The organism is Formosa undariae, from assembly GCF_042427615.1.
GTDB lineage: Bacteria > Bacteroidota > Bacteroidia > Flavobacteriales > Flavobacteriaceae > Formosa > Formosa undariae.
The window spans coordinates 1-19,954 of record NZ_JBHMEZ010000010.1; the positions used below are offsets into that span (position 1 = coordinate 1).

Consider the following 19,954-nt stretch of genomic DNA (forward strand, 5'->3'; position numbering starts at 1 on the left):
AAGTAATGGATCAGACGGTGTAGACGGAACAGATGGGTCTTCAGCATATGAGATCGCAGTAGCTGGTGGATATACAGGAACAGAAGCAGATTGGTTAGCGTCATTGAATGGAGCAGACGGTGTTGACGGAGTAGATGGATCTTCAGCTTTTGAGATTGCAGTAGCTGGTGGATTCACAGGAACAGAAGCGGATTGGTTAGCGTCACTAAATGGAGTTGATGGAGCAGATGGAAATAACGGTGCTGATGGAGTAGATGGAACAGATGGATCTTCAGCCTATGAGATTGCAGTTGCTGGTGGATTTACAGGAACAGAAGCAGCTTGGTTAGCGTCATTAAATGGAGTTGATGGAGCAGATGGAAGTAACGGAGCAGATGGAGTAGATGGAACAGATGGCTCTTCAGCATTTGAAATAGCCGTAGCTGGTGGATTCACAGGAACAGAAGCAGCTTGGTTGGCATCATTAAATGGAGCAGATGGGAACGATGGATCTTCAGCCTATGAGATTGCTGTAGCCGGTGGATTTACAGGAACAGAAGCAGCTTGGTTAGCGTCATTAAATGGAGCAGATGGTGCCGATGGAAGCGATGGTTCAGACGGGTCTTCAGCCTATGAGATAGCAGTAGCTGGCGGATATACAGGAACAGAAGCAGCTTGGTTGGCGTCACTAAATGGTGCTGATGGATCAGATGGAAGCGATGGTTCAGATGGCTCTTCAGCATTTGAAATTGCAGTATCCGATGGATTTACAGGAACGGAAGCAGCTTGGTTAGCATCACTAAACGGAGCAGATGGGGCAGATGGAAGTAACGGTACTGATGGAATAGATGGAACGGATGGATCTTCAGCATTTGAAATAGCCGTAGCTGGTGGATTCACAGGAACAGAAGCGGATTGGTTAGCGTCACTAAATGGAGTTGATGGAGCAGATGGAAATAACGGTGCTGATGGAGTAGATGGAACAGATGGGGCTTCAGCATTTGAAATTGCAGTAGCCGGTGGATTTACAGGAACAGAATCAGATTGGTTAGCGTCATTGAATGGAGCAGATGGTGCCGATGGAAGTAACGGTACTGATGGAATAGATGGTTCAGACGGGTCTTCAGCCTATGAGATTGCAGTAGCAGGAGGATTTACAGGAACAGAAGCAGCTTGGTTAGCGTCACTAAATGGAGTTGATGGAAGCAATGGAGCAGACGGAACAGATGGTTCTTCAGCCTATGAGATTGCAGTCGCTGGTGGATATACAGGAACAGAAGCAGCTTGGTTAGCATCATTAAATGGATCTGATGGAGCAGATGGAAGTAACGGTACTGATGGAATAGATGGGTCGGATGGATCTTCAGCTTTTGAGATTGCAGTAGCCGGTGGATTCACAGGAACAGAATCAGATTGGTTGGCGTCACTAAACGGTGCTGACGGGTCTTCAGCTTATGAGATTGCAGTAGCCGGTGGATTTACGGGAACAGAATCAGCTTGGTTAGCGTCATTAAATGGAGCAGATGGTGCCGATGGAAGTAACGGTACTGATGGAATAGATGGAACGGATGGCTCTTCAGCATTTGAAATTGCAGTAGCTGGTGGATTTACAGGAACAGAAGCCCAATGGTTAGCGTCACTAAACGGTGCTGACGGATCTTCCGCATATGAAATAGCAGTAGCCGGAGGATTTACAGGAACAGAAGCAGCTTGGTTGGCATCACTAAACGGTGCTGACGGAGCAGATGGAAGCAATGGAACAGATGGCTCTTCAGCCTATGAGATTGCAGTAGCAGGTGGATTTACAGGAACAGAAGCCGCTTGGTTAGCGTCATTAAATGGAGTTGACGGAGCAGATGGAATTAACGGTGCTGATGGAGCAGACGGTGTTGATGGAGTGGACGGATCTTCCGCATTTGAAATTGCAGTAGCAGGAGGATTTACAGGAACAGAAACAGCTTGGTTGGCATCACTAAGCGGAGCAGATGGTGCCGATGGAAGTAACGGAGCAGATGGAATAGATGGTTCAGACGGGTCTTCAGCCTATGAGATTGCAGTAGCTGGAGGATTTACAGGAACAGAAGCAGCTTGGTTGGCATCACTAAACGGTGCTGATGGAGCAGACGGAACTAATGGAACAAACGGATCGGATGGAACAGATGGAGATTCCGCATATCAGATTGCAGTAGCCGGAGGATTTGTAGGAACAGAAGCAGCTTGGTTAGCGTCACTAAATGGTGCTGATGGAGCAGACGGAACCAATGGATCAGACGGTGTAGATGGAGTTGACGGATCAGATGGAGATTCCGCATATCAGATTGCAGTAGACGGAGGATTTGTAGGAACGGAAGCAGCTTGGTTAGCATCACTAAATGGTGCTGATGGAGCAGACGGAACTAATGGAACAAACGGATCGGATGGAGATTCCGCATATCAGATTGCAGTAGACGGAGGATTTGTAGGAACAGAAACAGCTTGGTTAGCGTCATTGAATGGTGCTGATGGATCAGATGGAAGCGATGGTTCAGACGGGTCTTCAGCCTATGAGATTGCAGTAGCAGGTGGATTTACGGGAACAGAAACAGCTTGGTTAGCATCACTAAACGGAGTAGATGGAACAGATGGTTCTTCAGCCTATGAAATTGCAGTAGCAGGTGGATTTACAGGGACAGAAGCAGCTTGGTTAGCATCACTAAACGGTGCTGATGGAGCAGACGGAACCAATGGATCAGACGGTGCTAACGGTGTAGATGGAGTTGACGGATCAGACGGAGATTCGGCATATCAGATTGCAGTAGACGGAGGATTTGTAGGAACGGAAGCAGCTTGGTTAGCATCACTAAATGGTGCTGATGGAGCAGACGGAACTAATGGAACAAACGGATCGGATGGAACAGATGGAGATTCCGCATATCAATTAGCAGTAGCCGGAGGATTTGTAGGAACAGAAACAGCTTGGTTAGCGTCACTAAATGGTGCTGACGGGGCAGACGGAACCAATGGATCAGACGGTGCAGACGGTGTAGATGGAGTTGACGGATCAGACGGAGATTCCGCATATCAGATTGCAGTAGCCGGAGGATTTGTAGGAACAGAAGCAGCTTGGTTAGCGTCACTAAATGGTGCTGATGGAGCAGACGGAACCAATGGATCAGACGGTGTAGATGGAGTTGACGGATCAGATGGAGATTCCGCATATCAGATTGCAGTAGCCGGAGGATTTGTTGGAACAGAAGCCGCTTGGTTAGCATCACTAAATGGTGCTGATGGAGCAGACGGAACTAATGGAGTTGACGGTGTAGATGGAGTTGACGGATCAGACGGAGATTCGGCATATCAGATTGCAGTAGCCGGAGGATTTGTAGGAACGGAAGCCGCTTGGTTAGCGTCACTAAATGGTGCTGATGGAGCAGACGGAACTAATGGAACAAACGGATCGGATGGAACAGATGGAGATTCCGCATATCAGATTGCAGTAGCCGGAGGATTTGTAGGAACAGAAGCCGCTTGGTTAGCATCACTAAATGGTGCTGATGGAGCAGACGGAACCAATGGATCAGACGGTGCTAACGGTGTAGATGGAGTTGACGGATCAGACGGAGATTCGGCATATCAGATTGCAGTAGACGGAGGATTTGTAGGAACGGAAGCCGCTTGGTTAGCGTCACTAAATGGTGCTGATGGAGCAGACGGAACTAATGGAACAAACGGATCGGATGGAACAGATGGAGATTCCGCATATCAGATTGCAGTAGACGGAGGATTTGTTGGAACAGAACAAGACTTTTTAGATTCATTGGTTGGAGCTGAAGGGCCACAAGGTCCAACAGGATTAACAGGACCACAAGGAATTCAAGGTCCAGCAGGAGCAGACGGAGTTGTGAATCCTGAAGATTTATCTGCCGGAGATACATCTATTACGGTTACAAATGGAATAGGAGCTACTTTAGTCGATGCTAGTGTTAGTGTAACAGACGGTGGAATTACTACAGCAAAATTAGCAGATGATGCTGTTACAACAGATAAGATTGAAGATGGTTCAGTTACTGCACCAAAATTAAATGCAGGAATAAGTACAGATTTAACTCGTGTAGGTGTAGCAGACGAAAATGGGGATGTAACATATCAAGTTATTGATGCTTTAGTTGATGAGCCTTGGAGAAATACTGATGATACTGCAGCGACAAATAGCTCAACAGATATTAACTATATGGGTGGTAATGTTGGTATAGGTACCACTGACCCAATAACGAATTTAGATGTCATTGGTTCAGCAAGAATAGGAACAGATCTAGACAATGGAAGTACTATTGGAGCGAACTCTTTAGCATCGGGATTTAACGTAACTGCATCAGGAGAAAATTCAGCTTCATTTGGACACTCTAGCGAAGCTACGGGCTTAAATTCAATGGCTTGGGGTGGTCAGCCTAATCACTCACCCGATATTGAAGGTAATTTAGTACGTGCATCAGGAATTGCATCTACCGCATGGGGTTATGGTACAAGAGCTATGAGTTTTGGAACTACCGCTTGGGGGCAAGGTAATACCGCTTCAGCACCACAAGCTACAGCGTTTGGTGCAAGTAGTACAGCTAGCGGATTTTGGTCTACAGCTTTTGGATCTAGTAACTTAGCATCGAATAGTAATGCTACAGCATTTGGTGCTCAAAATGAAGCTAGCGGATTAAGGTCTACAGCATTTGGTCAAGCTAACTTGGCTTCTGGTACAAACTCCACAGTGTTTGGTGCAAGGAATGAAGCTTTGGGTGGAGGATCATTAGTTTTCGGTCTTGACAATGTTGCTTCAGGGACTTTTGAAACTGTTTTTGGAAGGTATAACGCAATTATTGAAAGTAGTACTGCGGTATTGCAAATAGGTATTGGAGGAGATGATGCTTCGCGTGCTAATGCATTAACTGTATTAAATAATGGAAATATAGGTATTGATTTAGCAATTGCTCCAACAGAGCGATTAGATATTGGTGCTGGTAATTTACGTGTTCGTGATATTAATACAGTAACAGGAGCTTCTTCCGATAAAATTGTAGTAGCTGATGCAGATGGTGTTTTCAAAACAGTAGAAGGAACGGTAAGTCAATTAAAATCTTATGTAAGTTATAAAGCCTCTAGTAATTTTTCTTTATTGAATGTTTCTTTATTAGATTTTAATGGTTATAGAGCAATAAATTTTTCGACATCTGGTCAGCAGTTTGATGATAATGACGAATATGATGAGAGCACAGGGGTTTTTACAGCGAAACAATCAGGTATATATAATATTAATTTACAAGCCAACAATAATGGAGCTGTAAGTGCTGCCCAGTTTGGAGTGGCGATTATTAAAACACCTGCCGGAACATCTTCTCATGAGGTTCTTGCTGAGGATACATATTTAAGTGTGAATATTGGTATTAACATCATAGGTTTAAATCTTGATGTTGACGTTTCCCCACCAACACGATCTATTCAAACCTTGGTAAAGCTAGAAGTTGGGGATAAAATTCAATTTGGAGTTGCTACCCCTATACTTAGTGCAACGGTGCTAGGAGGATATACATCTCAATTTTCAATACATCAAGTAAAGTAAAAGAGGTTTTTAATTAGTAGTCTGATTTATTTTAAAAAGTAATTTATAACAGACAATTATAATATCCTGAGGATAACAATAACAAGAAGCCGTTGTTGTCCTCAGGAAAATCTAGAAGAAAGAAAAAGAGTTGTTTTCTTTTAAAATAAATCAGACTCATTAATAATTAAATATTTAGACATATGAAAAAATATTTATTACAAATAAGCATTTTATTACTCCTTTCTTATGGCATGCTAGCGCAGACTTCTAATATAGGTGTATTGTATGTAAGTGAAAATACACAGTTCTCCACGGTGTCTCAATTTGATAATTTAAGTCAAGGAACATTTAATAACGATGGAGAAACTTATGTATACGATCATTTTAATAACGATGGTGCTTTAGATTTTTATGAGAACACAGGGATAATAAAATTTATAGGTTCCAAAACTCAGAATATAAGCGGGAGTCAAGTTAGTTATTTACATAATGTTTTGTTTAATAACAGTAGTAGCGCAAACCCATTTCATGTATCAGGTGAAATAAATATTAGTGGAACTACAGATTTTTACGAAGGCATTGTTGATAATGATAATTTTGGTGGGCAAATTACATTTAACACGAATGGAAATCACATCAATACTTCAGATGTTAGTCATGTAGATGGACCTGTAAATAAAATTGGAGATCAGGAATTTACATTTCCTATTGGAGATGGTGGCTATTATAGGTTAGCTGGTATATCTGCACCAGAAAATTCTAGTGCTTTCTTTAAAGGAAAGTATTATTATGAAAGTTCTAATGATTTGTTTTCACACGAGCTTAAGTCTGAAGATATATTAGAGATAAATAGTCAAGAATATTGGACTGTAGATCGGGTTAATGATAACTCTGTAGACGGCTTAATTACATTGTCTTGGAGTGCTGTTACAACGCCAAATACATTGGTTGAAGCTGCCACACAAGAAGCGCTAACGATTGTAAGATGGGACGAGTCTAGTAATATGTGGATCGATGAAGGGGGCGTTGTAGATCTGGATAACCAAATAATAACAACAGCCACAACTAATTATGGTGTTTTTACACTTGGACGCCTAAAAACTGAATCTGAATTGCCTTGTACTCTAGTTGTTTATAATTATGTCTCTCCAAACGGAGATGGTAAAAATGATTATTTCGAGGTAGAAAAAACGGACGATGCATGTGCTAGAGAGCTTACGCTTCAGGTTTTTAATCGATGGGGTGTTAAGGTTTATGAAATGAATAATTATGGTGAAGATGGCCGTTTGTTTAATGGCCGTTCTTCTGGAAGATTAACAGTAAAAGATTCTGATGTGTTACCTGCTAGTACATATTACTATATTTTAAAATATAAGTATGGCAATGAGGCAGATAACACCTCTCATAAAAAAGCAGGTTTCTTATACTTAAGCGATAACTAATATGAATAAAATTAGAATGACTTCAAAAAAAGAAAATATATCTGTTTTAGTGTTGTTGTTGAGTCTGTTTTTTATGACTCCTGAGGTACATGCACAACAAGATTCGCAATACACACAATACATGTATAATACGGTCTCCATTAATCCTGCTTATGCAGGGTCTAGAGAATCATTAAGTATGCTGGGTATTTATAGAAACCAATGGGTTGGTTTAGATGGAGCTCCCGAAACACTAAATTTTTCAGCACATTCTCCTATTGGAATTAAAGGTGTTGGTGTTGGTGTTGGGTTTTTTAGCGATAAGATAGGACCTACTTCAGAAGATCTACTTTCAGTAGACTTTTCTTATACTATAAATTTAGCTAACGATTTAAAATTAGCTTTTGGTGTTAAAGGTGGTATATCTATGTGGAATTTAGATCCTACTAAATTAAATATTCAAAATCAGAACGACGTTACTCTAAATCAGCAAAGCCATAATTCCCCAATAGTTGGTACAGGTTTGTATCTATATTCTGAAAAATGGTATGTAGGGTTATCTACTCCTAATTTTTTAGAAACTACACATTATGACGATATACAAGCATCTACATTTACAGAAAGGGCACATTTATATTTAATAGGTGGATATGTTTTTAAAATGAATTCAGGACTGAAATTAAAGCCTGCATTTTTAGTTAAATCTGTCGCAGGTTCTCCTTTAGCACTAGACTTGTCTTTAAATGCACTTATTAATAATGGATTAACAGTAGGATTTTCTTATAGGTTAGATGCCGCGGTTAGTGTGTTGGCAGGTTTTCAGTTAACCGACACAATTATGATAGGATATGCATATGATTACGATACTACCGAATTAGGAAATTATAACGATGGATCTCATGAAATACTTTTACGATTTGAATTAGGTACCAGACGAAGTGGAATAGTAAACCCTAGATTCTTTTAATTAAAAAAATAAATTAATGAAAAATAAGATATCTATATATAGTTTCTTTTGGGTGTTTTTAACCATGGTTACTGTGACGGCCGTTAATGGGCAAGAAAAGGAAATAATTCAGGCAAACCAGAATTATGAAAAATTAAGTTTCATAAATGCTCAAAAAATCTATTTATCAGTTGCTGAAAATGGATTTAGGTCTGAAGAGTTGTATACTAAATTAGCTAACAGTTATTATTTTAATGCGCAATATGGGCAAGCTGTAAAGTGGTATGATAGTTTGTTCTCTATGGTTCAGGTTCCTAAAGAAAGTATTAATAATTTACGATATGCTCAAGCATTAAGGGCTTCAGGGAAACCTCAACAAGCCATGGAGTATTTCAATATTTTCACAAGAGAAAATGATGTAGAATCGGGGACTTTATTAGCTGAAGATTATTTGAGGTTAATGGATAAAAATTCAGGCAGATACGATTTAGAACCGATCAGAAAAATTTATAATACAAATAAAATTACTTTTGGAAATGTCTTAGTAAAAGATGCTCTGTATTATACGTCTACTAAAGACTCTTATAAAATTCTAAATGATAAAAGTGGTTGGGATGGTCTTAGTTTTTTATCGTTATATAAAATTCAGTTAGACTCTTTAAACCAGTCTATTAGTGAGCCTAAAATGCTTAAAGGTGCTTTGAAAGGTAAGTTTCATGAATCTTCACCCGTGTTTTCCGAAGATAATAATACGATGTATTTTACAAGAAGTAGCATACCTTCTGATGATGATATAGATGATTATAAGTTGAAAATTTATAAATCTGTAAAGATTAATAATAAGTGGCAAAAAGCTGTAGAATTATCTATTAATAGCGACAATTTTTCAACAGCCCATCCCACTTTAAACTCTGATGGCTCAAAGCTGTATTTTTCATCAGACCGTCCAGGTGGTTATGGCGAATCAGATATTTACATGTCTTCAATTTCTCTAGGAGGAGATTTAGGAGAACCAGTAAATCTTGGGCCGGAAGTAAATACAGAAGGCAAGGAGACTTTTCCTTTTGTAACCACTCTTAATGAGCTTTATTTCTCCTCAGATGGACATTTTGGTTTTGGAGGATTAGATGTTTTTTACATCAAGATTTTAGATAATCATTACGGAAACTTATTAAATGTCGGGGAACCTGTAAACTCTTATGCAGACGATTTTGCATTTGGAATAGATATAAAAACACATAGAGGGTTTATAAGTTCTAATCGTTCCACTAAAGAAGGAGAATTTGTTTACGATAATATTTATACGTTTAAAGAAAGGACCCCAATAGTAGATGTATATCTCTCTAAAATAGAAGGATATGTTACCGATAAACAATCTAAAAAACCTATTACAAGCGCTAGAGTAAGTCTAAGAGATTCCGACGGAGTTGTGTTTCAGGAAGTCTTGACCAATGAAAATGGGTTTTATACGGTTGAAACAAATACGTATACATCGTATTTTGTGAAATCGGAGAAAGTTCGCTATGATGCAGATGAACATATCTCTAAAACAAATTTAGATCATCAAGAAATTAATTTTCAATTACAACCAAATATAGTAGATCTTGTTCCTGAAATGGATTTGGCTAAGGTTTTAAATATTCCAGTAATTTATTTCGATTATGATCAGTCCAATATTCGAGATGATGCAGAAGTCGAGTTGCAAAAAATACTGGTGACTTTAAATACTTACCCGGATTTAAAGATCGAAATACGATCTTATACCGATAGTCGAGGTGACGATGATTACAATATGAAACTGTCGTCTAGACGAGCGCAATCTACTCTTGATTATCTGGTAAGTAAAAATATTAGTAGTAATAGGATAACAGCAAAAGGGTTTGGAGAAACGGTATTAATAAACAAATGTTCTAACGGAGTACAATGTTCTAGTTCTGAACATCAGGAAAACAGAAGAAGTGAATTTATAGTTACCAAATAAATTTAATTACCCTCTTTTTTAGATAGTCTCATTCATATTTTGGTAGATTAATGGCAGAAAAAATCTCCTTGAATTTTATAGATTAATAGCACTTAAAAAGAGGGATTTAAACCTCGTATTAAAATAATATAATGTATTCCAAGAAGAAGACGTTTTAAAAATATATTAGGACCTTCATGAATTTTGAATTATTATTCAATATTTAAACATTCTGAAAAATAAATGTTTTCTAATTAATTGTAAATAAGTATCTGATGGCATATTTTGCATAGAATGTACTTCTTTTTAATGGTTAGGGTAGAAGGCATTCCGTCTGGATCTCATCTTCTCCACTAGTGTTAATAAGGGTTTCGAGCAATCGGAGCCTTTTTTGTTTTCTAGTTAAGACTTTGTTGAGAAATTTAAAGACCTTTTGAAGGTAACCTATTAAAATAAAACTGATTCAATTCGTCTGAATTGCTTTCAATAATATCTAGTTTATTATCACCGTTTAAGTCATATATTAAAATATCGTATGTACTAAAATCTTGATCGTTTAATTGCATTTTCTCCCAAGACATTGCATTAGCAGAGTTCATAAAAACAGTGTTTGGAGCTCCTACATTGCCTATCGCAATATCTGTATTACCATCAGCATTTAAGTCGCCAATAGATAAAGCATACGATTTATCTGAACGCGTGTCGAATATCACTTTACGCTCGTATGTTCCTTTTTTATTTCCGAAATAAATAACATTAGGTTCTCCAATATTTGCAGTTATAATATCCTTGAATCCATCGTTATCTATATCTGTAACGGCTACAGATCTTGTAACATCGTTACCTGTTCCGTAAGGTGTTTTTGTTTTGAAATTTAGATTCCCATCATTTAAATACACATAGTTTGGTTGATCGTCTCTATTTGCTAAAATTAGATCTAAATGTCCATCGCCATTCATGTCGGCTACCTCCACATCTATAGTGGAATCTTTTTTGTTTCCAAATCCAATAACTTCTGTAAAAACACCGTGTCCGTTATTTAAACAAATTTCGTTTTCACTGCCTCTATTGGTAATTAAAATATCTAAATCGGCATCGTTATCTATATCTGCAACAACTATATTTCTTGTAGATCCGTATTTTGCACCAAAACTAGGACCTTTAGTAAAATTCCCTTCACCGTCGTTTATAAAAATGAAATTAGGCGCCATATCGTTTCCTACCGCGATATCTAAATTCCCATCGCCATTAAAATCTGCAAGTTCTGTGGAGTAACTTGTTTCTTGTTCTGAACCTAAATGTTTTGAAACCGTAAACATACCACGACCATTATTTATAAAAATTTTGTTCTGTCCTGGCCAATGCCTACCATTAGCAACAACAATATCTAAATCGCCATCGTTATCTATATCTCCAATACCCATGGAAGCGGTACGTTCTTTATGGATTCCTAAAATTGTCCTGCTGTTATTAAAGAAGCTTGATTTTTGAGAATGAGCAGTAAGCATGCAACTTGAAAAAAGTGCAAAGAGAATGTATTTCATGATGGAGCTATTATTTGTGTTTTATACTTTATTAGAAAAACAGACTAGAAAATGGCGTGAGTTTAAATGATTGAGTTCTTTGCGAAACACTTGTCTTTCAAACTATTTTATAAAATCTAACACGACGTTAATTACTTCTTGTAACTGTATGGGTAATTGGCCTTGATTCCAAGGGTGAGAGGTTTCAAAAACGTGGTTAGCACCTTTAATAATTTTTATTTCACTTTTGGGATTCCATTCGTGTAATTTGTAAGCTTCTTCAATTTTAACACTAGAATCGTTGTCGCCGTGAATAATAAGATGTGGCATGTTTAAATGTGAAGCAGCACGTTCTATATTCAGACGATTTTCATGGGTTTTAAAATCTTCGAAAAACTGATAATAATGTGGCATGTTTTGTTTGGTGCGGCCATTAACTACATATTTTACACCATCGGTTTTCCATTGTTCTAGAGCGTTTCCATTAGACATTCTAGAGGCGTAATCGCTTACGCCGGCTAAACTAATTATACGTGTAATTCGAGAGTCCTCTTCTGCTTTTATGGTTACAATGCCCCCGCCACGGCTGTGTCCGATAAGAGTAATGTTATTGGTGTCTACTTCTGTATTGTACTCCGTATTTGATGTAATCCAATCGATTACCGATTTTAAATCGTCTAATTCTTTGGTGTAATTATTTTGACCAAATGCTTCTAAATCTGGAAAGTCTATTGGCTGTTCTGCTGTACCTCCATTGTGGGAGAAATTAAACTTTATAAAAAAGTAGTCTGCTTTAGCAAACGTTTGGGCCATTAAATTCCAAGCGCCCCAATCTTTAAAACCTTTGTAGCCATGACAAAAGATAATTATGGGTTTAGACGAATTGTTTTCGGTATAAAATATATCGGTTAAAATAGGTTTGCCGTGTGTTCCTTTAAGAGGTGTGTTTAAAAGGTTTGTCATGTTACAAGGGAAGTTTATATTCAAAAAAAAATCTCATCTAAAGTTAAAACTTTTAGAGAGACTCAGCTAGGTATAAAACAAAAAAAAGAGTGAGGTAACCAGCCCCACTCTTACAAACAAACTAACTAATTGACATAGTTTAACTAACTATCTAATTAAAATTAAAACTATATTTTGAAGTGTTCAACGTAATTTCTTCCGTTCGCACTAATGAATACTTTGTAATGTCCTGAACGCTTTTCTGATAAACTATATATACGTTGGATACTAGTTTCGTCAGAAATTTTTTCAGAATAAATTAATTCATCATTTGAATAACTTGCGTTAGATGAATAATAAATGTTTACTTCTACGTCTTCTTTATTTAAATCTAATTGTGTTAAAAACACAGTGTGATCTTTAAATTTTACAGAAGGCTTAAAGATGCTTTTTTCTTCTTCTTTGTTAAAAACAACTTCTTCGTTAGACACTGTAAAAGGAATGATTTTAATTTCTAATCCTTTTTCATGTTCGAAAGAGTAATTACCATTAGGTAAAGCTGTTAAGTCGAATGTGTTATTGTAAGCTCCAGAAGTTGAAATTGTAGACTTGTATAAAGCATATCCGTAATTATCTTTAATAGATAACAACTGACCTTCTTTTACGTGGTTAAGCGTTAATGTGATTTCTGATTTTTTTCTGTTATCTAATTTAGATAAATTGTCGTTTGCATAACTTGAAATTCCAGTTACCATTGCAAACATATAAATACTAAGGGCTAATAATTTTCTCATAATAATAAAAATTTTGTAACTTAATTACATGGCAAAGATATGGTGGAAGAAGATCATGGAAAACAACAATATTGGCTACTTTATGTGCTATATTAACTGTGATATAATTGTTAAGAAATTGTAAAGGTAAAATAGTATATTTTAGAGCTAATTATACACATACTATCCCATATACATTTTGTATTTTTGTATTACCAATGTAAACACAAATGAAATTAAAGCCAACTTATAGAAAAGTAACACCAAGTTTTGGTAGCTCGTTGGTTGTTAGGCAACATACACAAGAAGCCTACACAAATAAGCCTTTTTGGCATTTCCACCCTGAATTAGAATTAGTATATGTTAATAAAGGAAAAGGAAAGCGACATATCGGGAATCATTTATCATACTTTAATAATAGTCAGCTTATATTAATAGGTTCTAATTTACCTCATAATGGTTTTTCGGATCGACTTACTGCACGCGGTTCTGAAACTATCGTGCAATTTTTACCAAATTTTTTAGGAGAACAATTTTTAAAACTACCGGAAACAGAGCGTATTGCAATGCTTTTCGAACGCGCAAAAAAAGGAGTGCTGTTTAAGCCAGAAACAAAATTAATTGTTGGGCCTAAAATTGAAACTTTAATGGAGCATCAGGGTTTTAATCGTGTTCTGAAACTATTAGAAATTTTAAACGATTTGGCGATATCCGAACATTATAGTTTATTAAATGTAGATGGTGTTGCTTTCGAAACCGAACCTCAAGATAGTGCTAAGGTCGATGTTATCTTTAGATATATAAATAATCACTTCCAACAGCATATCAGTTTAGAGGATATTGCCGATCAAGCAAATATGACGGTTCCGGCATTTTGCCGATTCTTTAAAAAGGCAACAGGAAAGACATTTACCAAGTTGGTGAATGAATATCGTGTAGTGCATGCGACAAAATTATTGCAGGAAAGCGAAATGAGTATTACCGATATTTGCTTTGAATGTGGATTTAATAACTTCTCGCATTTTAATAAATTCTTTAATGAAATTACGGGAACGAGCGCATCTAAGTATAGAAGTGAAATGACTCGAATTATTCAATAAAATTAATTGAATACCAATATAAAAAGTAAACCCTTCAAACTCATATTAGTCTGAAGGGTTTTTTCTTATCTAGAGATAAACATTAAGTTTACTCTTTCTTTTTTTCTTTTTTCGGTTGTTTCTTTAATTCCTCTAATGTTAGTTGACCATTAGAATCCGTATCCATTTTTGCAAAGTTTTTTTCTAAAGTTTTAGCGTCAACTTCTTTTTTTCTTTTCACAGATTTAAACTCTTCTAAAGATATGGTGCCGTTTTTATCTGTATCCATACGCTCTAACATTTTTTCAGGATTTGGCTCTCTTTTTTTATCTTGTGCTTGAGCTGAAAATGATACAGCGAAAAATGCTAAGCTTAGCATTGCGAATGTTAATGTTTTTAATTTCATCTTATTTGGTTTTAAAGGTTATTGATATAATAACTCTAAGACCATAAAAAATTAGAATAGTTTAAGCTGAAATTAAATATTTTTTTAATTATATCTTATTGAAATAAGAGAAGTTAGAGTGGAGATTAATTTATTTCTCGCCATTCCATTCGGCGTAAAACTGATCTAGATATAGAATCATGAAATCGTGACGTTGATCTGCGATCTGTTTTCCTGTTTCGGTATTCATTTTATCTTTTAATAAGAGTAACTTTTCGTAAAAATGATTAATGGTAGGAGCGGTAGATGCCTTATATTCTGCTTTAGTCATATTTAAATTAGGAGCAATTGCAGGATCGTAAATGGCACGGTTTTTAAATCCGCCGTAGTTTAAGGTCCTTGCAATACCAATAGCACCAATAGCATCTAATCTGTCGGCATCTTGAACAACATCTAATTCAGCCGAAGAAAATGTAGCTTGGAAGTTTCCTCCTTTATAAGATATGTTTTTAATGATGTTAACAACATGCTGAATCGTGTCTTCGTCAACTTCAATAGTCTTTAAAAACTCAGTAGCCACTTTAGGTCCGACAGTTTCATCGCCATCATGAAATTTACTATCGGCTATATCGTGAAGTAAAGCGCCAAGTTCTACAATAAATAAATCGACGTTTTCTGTTTTAGCAATTAGTTTCGAGTTCTTGTAAACACGTTCTATATGAAACCAATCGTGGCCGCCTTCGGCACCTTCTAATTGTTCCTTCACAAAGTTAATTGTAGTCTGTATTTGTAGGTCTTTCGTCATAGCTATAAAAGTAAAAATTCCTAACTGAGACAGAAAGGAATTTTTGTGTTATATATAATAAGGTATAATTTGATCTACATTTTTGCAGGTTCTACCCATTTAAACTGGAATGAGTTTTCTGGAACTTTCATACGTTCTGCAATACGCGTCATACGTGAAGGAAGTTTAAGCAGGTAATCTCTAGCTTTTTCAGCCTCATCATTTAAACCTGTTATTTTTTCAATTTCCCAACGTTTATTTAATTTTTCAAGAATATCTATATAATCCATAGATGTGTAAACCCCTATACGTTGTGCCGTGTTCGAAAATTCTTCGAAAGCCGAACTTATTTGTCCGCCAGATTCTCTTAAAAAGTGAGCTGGCATTGTGATTTTTTGCTTCATCATATAATGAAACGCCATCATCATTTGGCTAGGGTCTACTGCAAAAATACGTTCTACGAATTCACTATATGCATTATGGTGTCTCATTTCGTCTCCCGAAATAATACGGCACATTTTGCTTAGTTGTTTATTCCCGCGTTCTTTTGCTAGTTTAGCTACACGGTTGTGAGAAATATATGTGGCAAGCTCTTGGAAACTTGTATAAACAAAGTTTTTATACGGGTCGCGGTCTGTACCAATATCAAAACCATCAGCAATTAAATACTGCGTTGTTTTTTCAATCTCACGCATATTTACACGTCCAGAAAGATAAAGGTATTTGTTAAGCACGTCTCCGTGTCTGTTTTCTTCACCCGTCCAATGGCGAACCCATTTAGACCAACCGTTACGCTCTACTTGTCCAACACCTTCTACATCCATTAACCAGGATTCGTAGGTTGGCAACGCTTCTTCTGTAATCATATCTCCAACTAAAACGACCCAGAAATCGTAAGGTAAATCTTTAGCTAATTCTCTTATTTCTTTTACTTCGTCAAAAAACTTTGGGCTTTCAGAATCTGGTAAGAAATCTGTTGGTTGCCAAATGGTTTCTATCGGAATTAAATACTTTTCTATTAAAGCGTCTACGTCTTTTTCCAAAAACTGCATCACTTCTAACCTTACATTTTTTAATGACATAATGTTAAGTTTTAATGGTTTATACTTTGTGTTACAGTGTGTTCAATTTCGTCAATTAAAGTGTCTGTAGTGCCTGTAAAGGTAGATAAATTTATGGGTTTATGAATAGTTAATGTAATATGAGCTCCTAATCCCATAGGAAACTTGCCGTATTTTAACGTTTTCCATGAATTATTTACGGTTAAAGGCACTATGGTTGCATTAGGTATGTTTTTTATTAAAGTTTGTAAACCATGACGTTGAAACCGTTTTGGATATCCGTCTTTACTTCTTGTCCCTTCCGGGAAAATAACCGCAGCAAAATTGTTTTCTTTTATAAAATAAGAGAAGTCATGTATGGCGCGTATGGCTTGTCTGGGGTTTTTTCTATCGATTAAAGCAGAGCCTCCATGTCGTAAATTATAAGATACACTAGGGATACCAGATCCCAATTCCTTTTTACTAATAAACTTAGGGCGATACTGTCTCATATACCAAAGTATTGGAGAAATATCGTACATGCTCTGGTGGTTAGAGACTATTATTAAAGGAGAATCGTTTGGGATTTCGTTTTCAAAATTATTTGTGTAGGTAAAGCGTGTGCCTAATAGGTTTAAACAACGCAACAATACAAATTGTAATGCATTTACACTATGTTGTAATGCATTGTTTCCAAACACACGATGGCTTATCCATAATATGGGATGAAAAATACATATCGATAATAAAAACGCAAGAGCATATAATGCAGTTAGTGGATACGCTAGAATTTTCATTAATTAAGACTTACGGGTTTAGTTTGGTGGCAAATTTAAGATATAAAAAAACCACGCCAAAAGCGTGGTTTATATTTTTTACAAAATTCGACTTAACATACTTGATTAAAAGCATCTTTAAGGTTTTCTGCAATCATTTCAGCAGGACGACCTTCAATATGGTGACGCTCTAACATGTGTACTAATTCGCCATCTTTAAATAATGCAATACAAGGAGAACTTGGAGGAAAAGGAATCATATATCCTCTTGCCGCGTTAACAGCATCCTTATCTACACCTGCAAAAACAGTTACTAAGTGGTCTGGTTTTTTATCGTTTTGTATACTCATGCTTGCGCCTGGACGTGCATTTGCTGCAGCACAACCACAAACCGAATTCACAACCACTAAAGTCGTTCCTTCTTTTGCTATTGCTACATCTACAGCCTCGGCAGTGTGTAATTCTTCAAAACCAACTTTGGTTAAATCTTCACGCATTGGTTTTACTAATTCTGCTGGGTACATATTTTTAATTTTTTGTTTATAAATAAAGGACAAATATACATAATTAAAACAGAACCCCTTATTACTTTAACGTAACCTAAAGATGCTGAGTTTTGTACCTGCTTTGGGCGTTACCTTGCTTGGGCAAGGTCGGGCTATACGCTATATCTTTTTGTTTTTTAGAAAAACAAAAAGGATGCCGCTACTATCCCTAACGCGGGAGTAATGGTATTGGTTATTAATAAGGAGTAGTTAAGAACGCATTAGTGTTCAAGTCTCTTTTGCATTAAAAGCAATACCATTAAAAACACAGCACTTAAAACTACATGTAGTATATTTGCAGTCTTAAAAATAAAATTATGAGTGTTTCAAAATGGTTAGGTGCCACATTAGGATGGTCTTTTGGAGGTCCAATAGGAGCGATTCTAGGATTTGCACTGGGTAGTGTAGTCGATGGTATTTCTAACGGAGGTATTAAGGTTGGTAGTCAAGGGCCTTTCTCTTCGCCATCGCAAACCAAAACAAAATCGGGAGATTTTGAAGTGAGTTTATTAGTACTAGCAGCAATAGTTATAAAAGCCGATGGTAGAAGTGATCAACGCGAATTAGATTTCGTGCGTGCTCAGTTTGTCGGGATGTACGGTAAAGATCGTGCAAATCATGCTTTTAAATTATTCAAAAATATAAGTCAGCAAGAGAATATTCCTGTGCGCGATGTGTGTATGCAAATCCGTCAGATGATGGATCATCCGTCACGTCTTCAATTACTTCATTTTTTATTTGGAATTGCAAAATCCGACGGAAATGTAAGTGCAGATGAGGTTGATGTTATTAACGATATTTCGAACTATTTAGGTATTCGTGCCTTAGATTTTGAGAGTATTAAAGCCATGTTTTATAACAGTAGCGATAATGCCTATAAAATTCTTGAGATCGATAAATCTGCAACTAACGACGAGATTAAAAAAGCCTACCGTACTATGGCTAAAAAATACCATCCAGATAAAGTGCTTCATTTAGGTGCAGAACACCAAAAAGGAGCTGAAGAAAAATTCCGTCAAGTTCAAGAAGCTTACGACCAACTTCAAAAAGAACATGGTTTTAAATAAATAGTACTCTTTTAAAAAATAAGGCTTGGATTAGGGCTAACATTTAAGACGAATTTGATGGTAATACATCAGATTCGTCTTTTTTTTGTGCAGTTTTAAGTGTTTTTTAATTGTGATACGAAACCAAGTTTAAGTTCTCGATTTTCAAATTATTTAAAGTTGAGTTTTAATACAAATAGCTCACTTTTTTGTGTAAATCTACCTTAAAATTAATACCAGATTCTCATTCCAATAAAATATCCTAGTGTTATAGACATTGTAAACAGAATTCCAATTAAAACAAAAATAACTTGTGTTTTATTAAAGTGTATATCTATATATTTCATGCTTTTTTTCTGAATTACAAGTTATAGATTTTTGTGTTTAAAATATATTAATATTAAAATAAATTATTTCAGAAAGATAGCCAAGCTTTATATGTGTTAAATTTATGTAAAAATATTTTTAGTCTTATCTAAAAATATACTTCTGTTCAGGTAAATAGTGTATCTTTGTGGTAAATACGTATTTAGTGATTACATTATCTGAAGAAAATTATTTAAAAGCTATTTACCATTTGGGTAAACAAGGCTCTGTTCCCGTGAGTACAAATGCTATTGCCGAAAAAATAGAGGCTAAAGCATCTTCTGTAACGGATATGATTAAAAAATTGGCTGAAAAAAAATTAGCTAATTATGTCAAATATCAAGGGGTTACTTTATCTGAGTCTGGGCGTTCTGCTGCAGCATTAGTGATTAGAAAACACAGACTTTGGGAAGTGTTTTTGGTAGAAAAACTAAACTTTTCCTGGGACGAAGTTCATGAAGTTGCTGAGCAATTAGAACATATAAAATCGTTAAAACTAGTAAACGAATTAGATGTGTTTTTAGGATGCCCAACCCACGATCCTCATGGCGATCCTATTCCGGATAAAAACGGAAATTATTCACCCATAAAAAGCGTAAATATTTTAGATATTAAAACAGGTGAAACAGGAGTTCTCGCATTGGTGAAAGATTCTTCCGAAGCCTTTTTAAAGTATTTAAATAAAAACAATTTGGCACTTGGGGATACGATCAAAGTTTTAGATTTCGAACCGTTCGACAATTCTTTAACGATAGAAACTTCAGAGGGGAAAATGATAATCTCTAATGAAGTTTCGAAAAATTTATACTTAAGCTTATAA

15 protein-coding genes are annotated in these 19,954 nt (G+C 36.3%); 7 read left to right on the plus strand and 8 right to left on the minus strand.

From position 1 onward, the window contains the following. The 4 genes from ACFFVB_RS08535 to ACFFVB_RS08550 form a co-directional block, all read left to right on the plus strand. The coding region (locus tag ACFFVB_RS08535; RefSeq protein WP_382382305.1) for a beta strand repeat-containing protein at window positions 1-5,566 on the plus strand (5,566 nt) is incomplete at its 5' end. 182 nt (window positions 5,567-5,748) lie between these two features. Continuing rightward, window positions 5,749-6,990, plus strand: coding sequence for a T9SS type B sorting domain-containing protein (locus ACFFVB_RS08540; protein ID WP_382382306.1), 1,242 nt, complete (start codon window positions 5,749-5,751; stop codon window positions 6,988-6,990). 1 nt (window position 6,991) lies between these two features. Then, entirely contained in the window at window positions 6,992-7,936 is a 945-nt protein-coding gene (locus ACFFVB_RS08545; RefSeq protein WP_382382307.1) for a PorP/SprF family type IX secretion system membrane protein, read from the plus strand. A 16-nt stretch (window positions 7,937-7,952) separates the two neighbouring features. Next, window positions 7,953-9,896: an OmpA family protein gene (locus tag ACFFVB_RS08550; protein WP_382382308.1), complete on the plus strand. Its 1,944-nt coding sequence runs from the start codon at window positions 7,953-7,955 to the stop codon at window positions 9,894-9,896. A gap of 401 nt (window positions 9,897-10,297) precedes the next feature. Here ACFFVB_RS08550 and ACFFVB_RS08555 read toward each other — a convergent pair whose 3' ends face one another. The 3 genes from ACFFVB_RS08555 to ACFFVB_RS08565 form a co-directional block, all read right to left on the minus strand. After that, window positions 10,298-11,419, minus strand: a complete 1,122-nt coding sequence (locus tag ACFFVB_RS08555) for an FG-GAP repeat domain-containing protein (RefSeq protein ID WP_382382309.1) — start codon at window positions 11,417-11,419, stop codon at window positions 10,298-10,300. A 102-nt stretch (window positions 11,420-11,521) separates the two neighbouring features. Next, on the minus strand, window positions 11,522-12,361 hold the full coding sequence (locus ACFFVB_RS08560; RefSeq protein WP_382382310.1) for an alpha/beta hydrolase family protein: 840 nt from the start codon (window positions 12,359-12,361) through the stop codon (window positions 11,522-11,524). A gap of 167 nt (window positions 12,362-12,528) precedes the next feature. Further along, window positions 12,529-13,134, minus strand: a complete 606-nt coding sequence (locus tag ACFFVB_RS08565) for a hypothetical protein (RefSeq protein WP_382382311.1) — start codon at window positions 13,132-13,134, stop codon at window positions 12,529-12,531. Window positions 13,135-13,343: 209 nt separating this feature from the next. Between ACFFVB_RS08565 and ACFFVB_RS08570 the strand changes: the two genes are divergently transcribed. Further along, window positions 13,344-14,213, plus strand: coding sequence for an AraC family transcriptional regulator (locus tag ACFFVB_RS08570; RefSeq protein WP_382382312.1), 870 nt, complete (start codon window positions 13,344-13,346; stop codon window positions 14,211-14,213). 88 nt (window positions 14,214-14,301) lie between these two features. On the opposite strand, the gene ACFFVB_RS08575 is transcribed toward ACFFVB_RS08570, so the two are convergent. The 5 genes from ACFFVB_RS08575 to ACFFVB_RS08595 form a co-directional block, all read right to left on the minus strand. Then, entirely contained in the window at window positions 14,302-14,598 is a 297-nt protein-coding gene (locus ACFFVB_RS08575) for an EF-hand domain-containing protein (RefSeq protein WP_382382313.1), read from the minus strand. Window positions 14,599-14,728: 130 nt separating this feature from the next. Then, on the minus strand, window positions 14,729-15,382 hold the full coding sequence (locus ACFFVB_RS08580) for an HD domain-containing protein (RefSeq protein ID WP_382382314.1): 654 nt from the start codon (window positions 15,380-15,382) through the stop codon (window positions 14,729-14,731). 74 nt (window positions 15,383-15,456) lie between these two features. Further along, the gene (locus ACFFVB_RS08585) at window positions 15,457-16,443 is read right to left on the minus strand and encodes an acyl-ACP desaturase (protein ID WP_382382315.1); all 987 of its coding nucleotides are present in this window, start codon (window positions 16,441-16,443) and stop codon (window positions 15,457-15,459) included. An 11-nt stretch (window positions 16,444-16,454) separates the two neighbouring features. Continuing rightward, window positions 16,455-17,198 carry a lysophospholipid acyltransferase family protein gene (locus tag ACFFVB_RS08590; RefSeq protein WP_382382316.1) on the minus strand — a complete coding sequence of 248 codons (744 nt, stop codon included), beginning with the start codon at window positions 17,196-17,198 and terminating at the stop codon, window positions 16,455-16,457. A 92-nt stretch (window positions 17,199-17,290) separates the two neighbouring features. Continuing rightward, the gene (locus ACFFVB_RS08595; protein ID WP_382382317.1) at window positions 17,291-17,701 is read right to left on the minus strand and encodes a BrxA/BrxB family bacilliredoxin; all 411 of its coding nucleotides are present in this window, start codon (window positions 17,699-17,701) and stop codon (window positions 17,291-17,293) included. A gap of 338 nt (window positions 17,702-18,039) precedes the next feature. Between ACFFVB_RS08595 and ACFFVB_RS08600 the strand changes: the two genes are divergently transcribed. Continuing rightward, the gene (locus ACFFVB_RS08600; protein WP_382382318.1) at window positions 18,040-18,789 is read left to right on the plus strand and encodes a TerB family tellurite resistance protein; all 750 of its coding nucleotides are present in this window, start codon (window positions 18,040-18,042) and stop codon (window positions 18,787-18,789) included. Window positions 18,790-19,303: 514 nt separating this feature from the next. After that, a complete protein-coding gene (locus ACFFVB_RS08605) occupies window positions 19,304-19,954 on the plus strand; it encodes a metal-dependent transcriptional regulator (RefSeq protein ID WP_382382329.1) in 651 nt (216 codons plus the stop codon).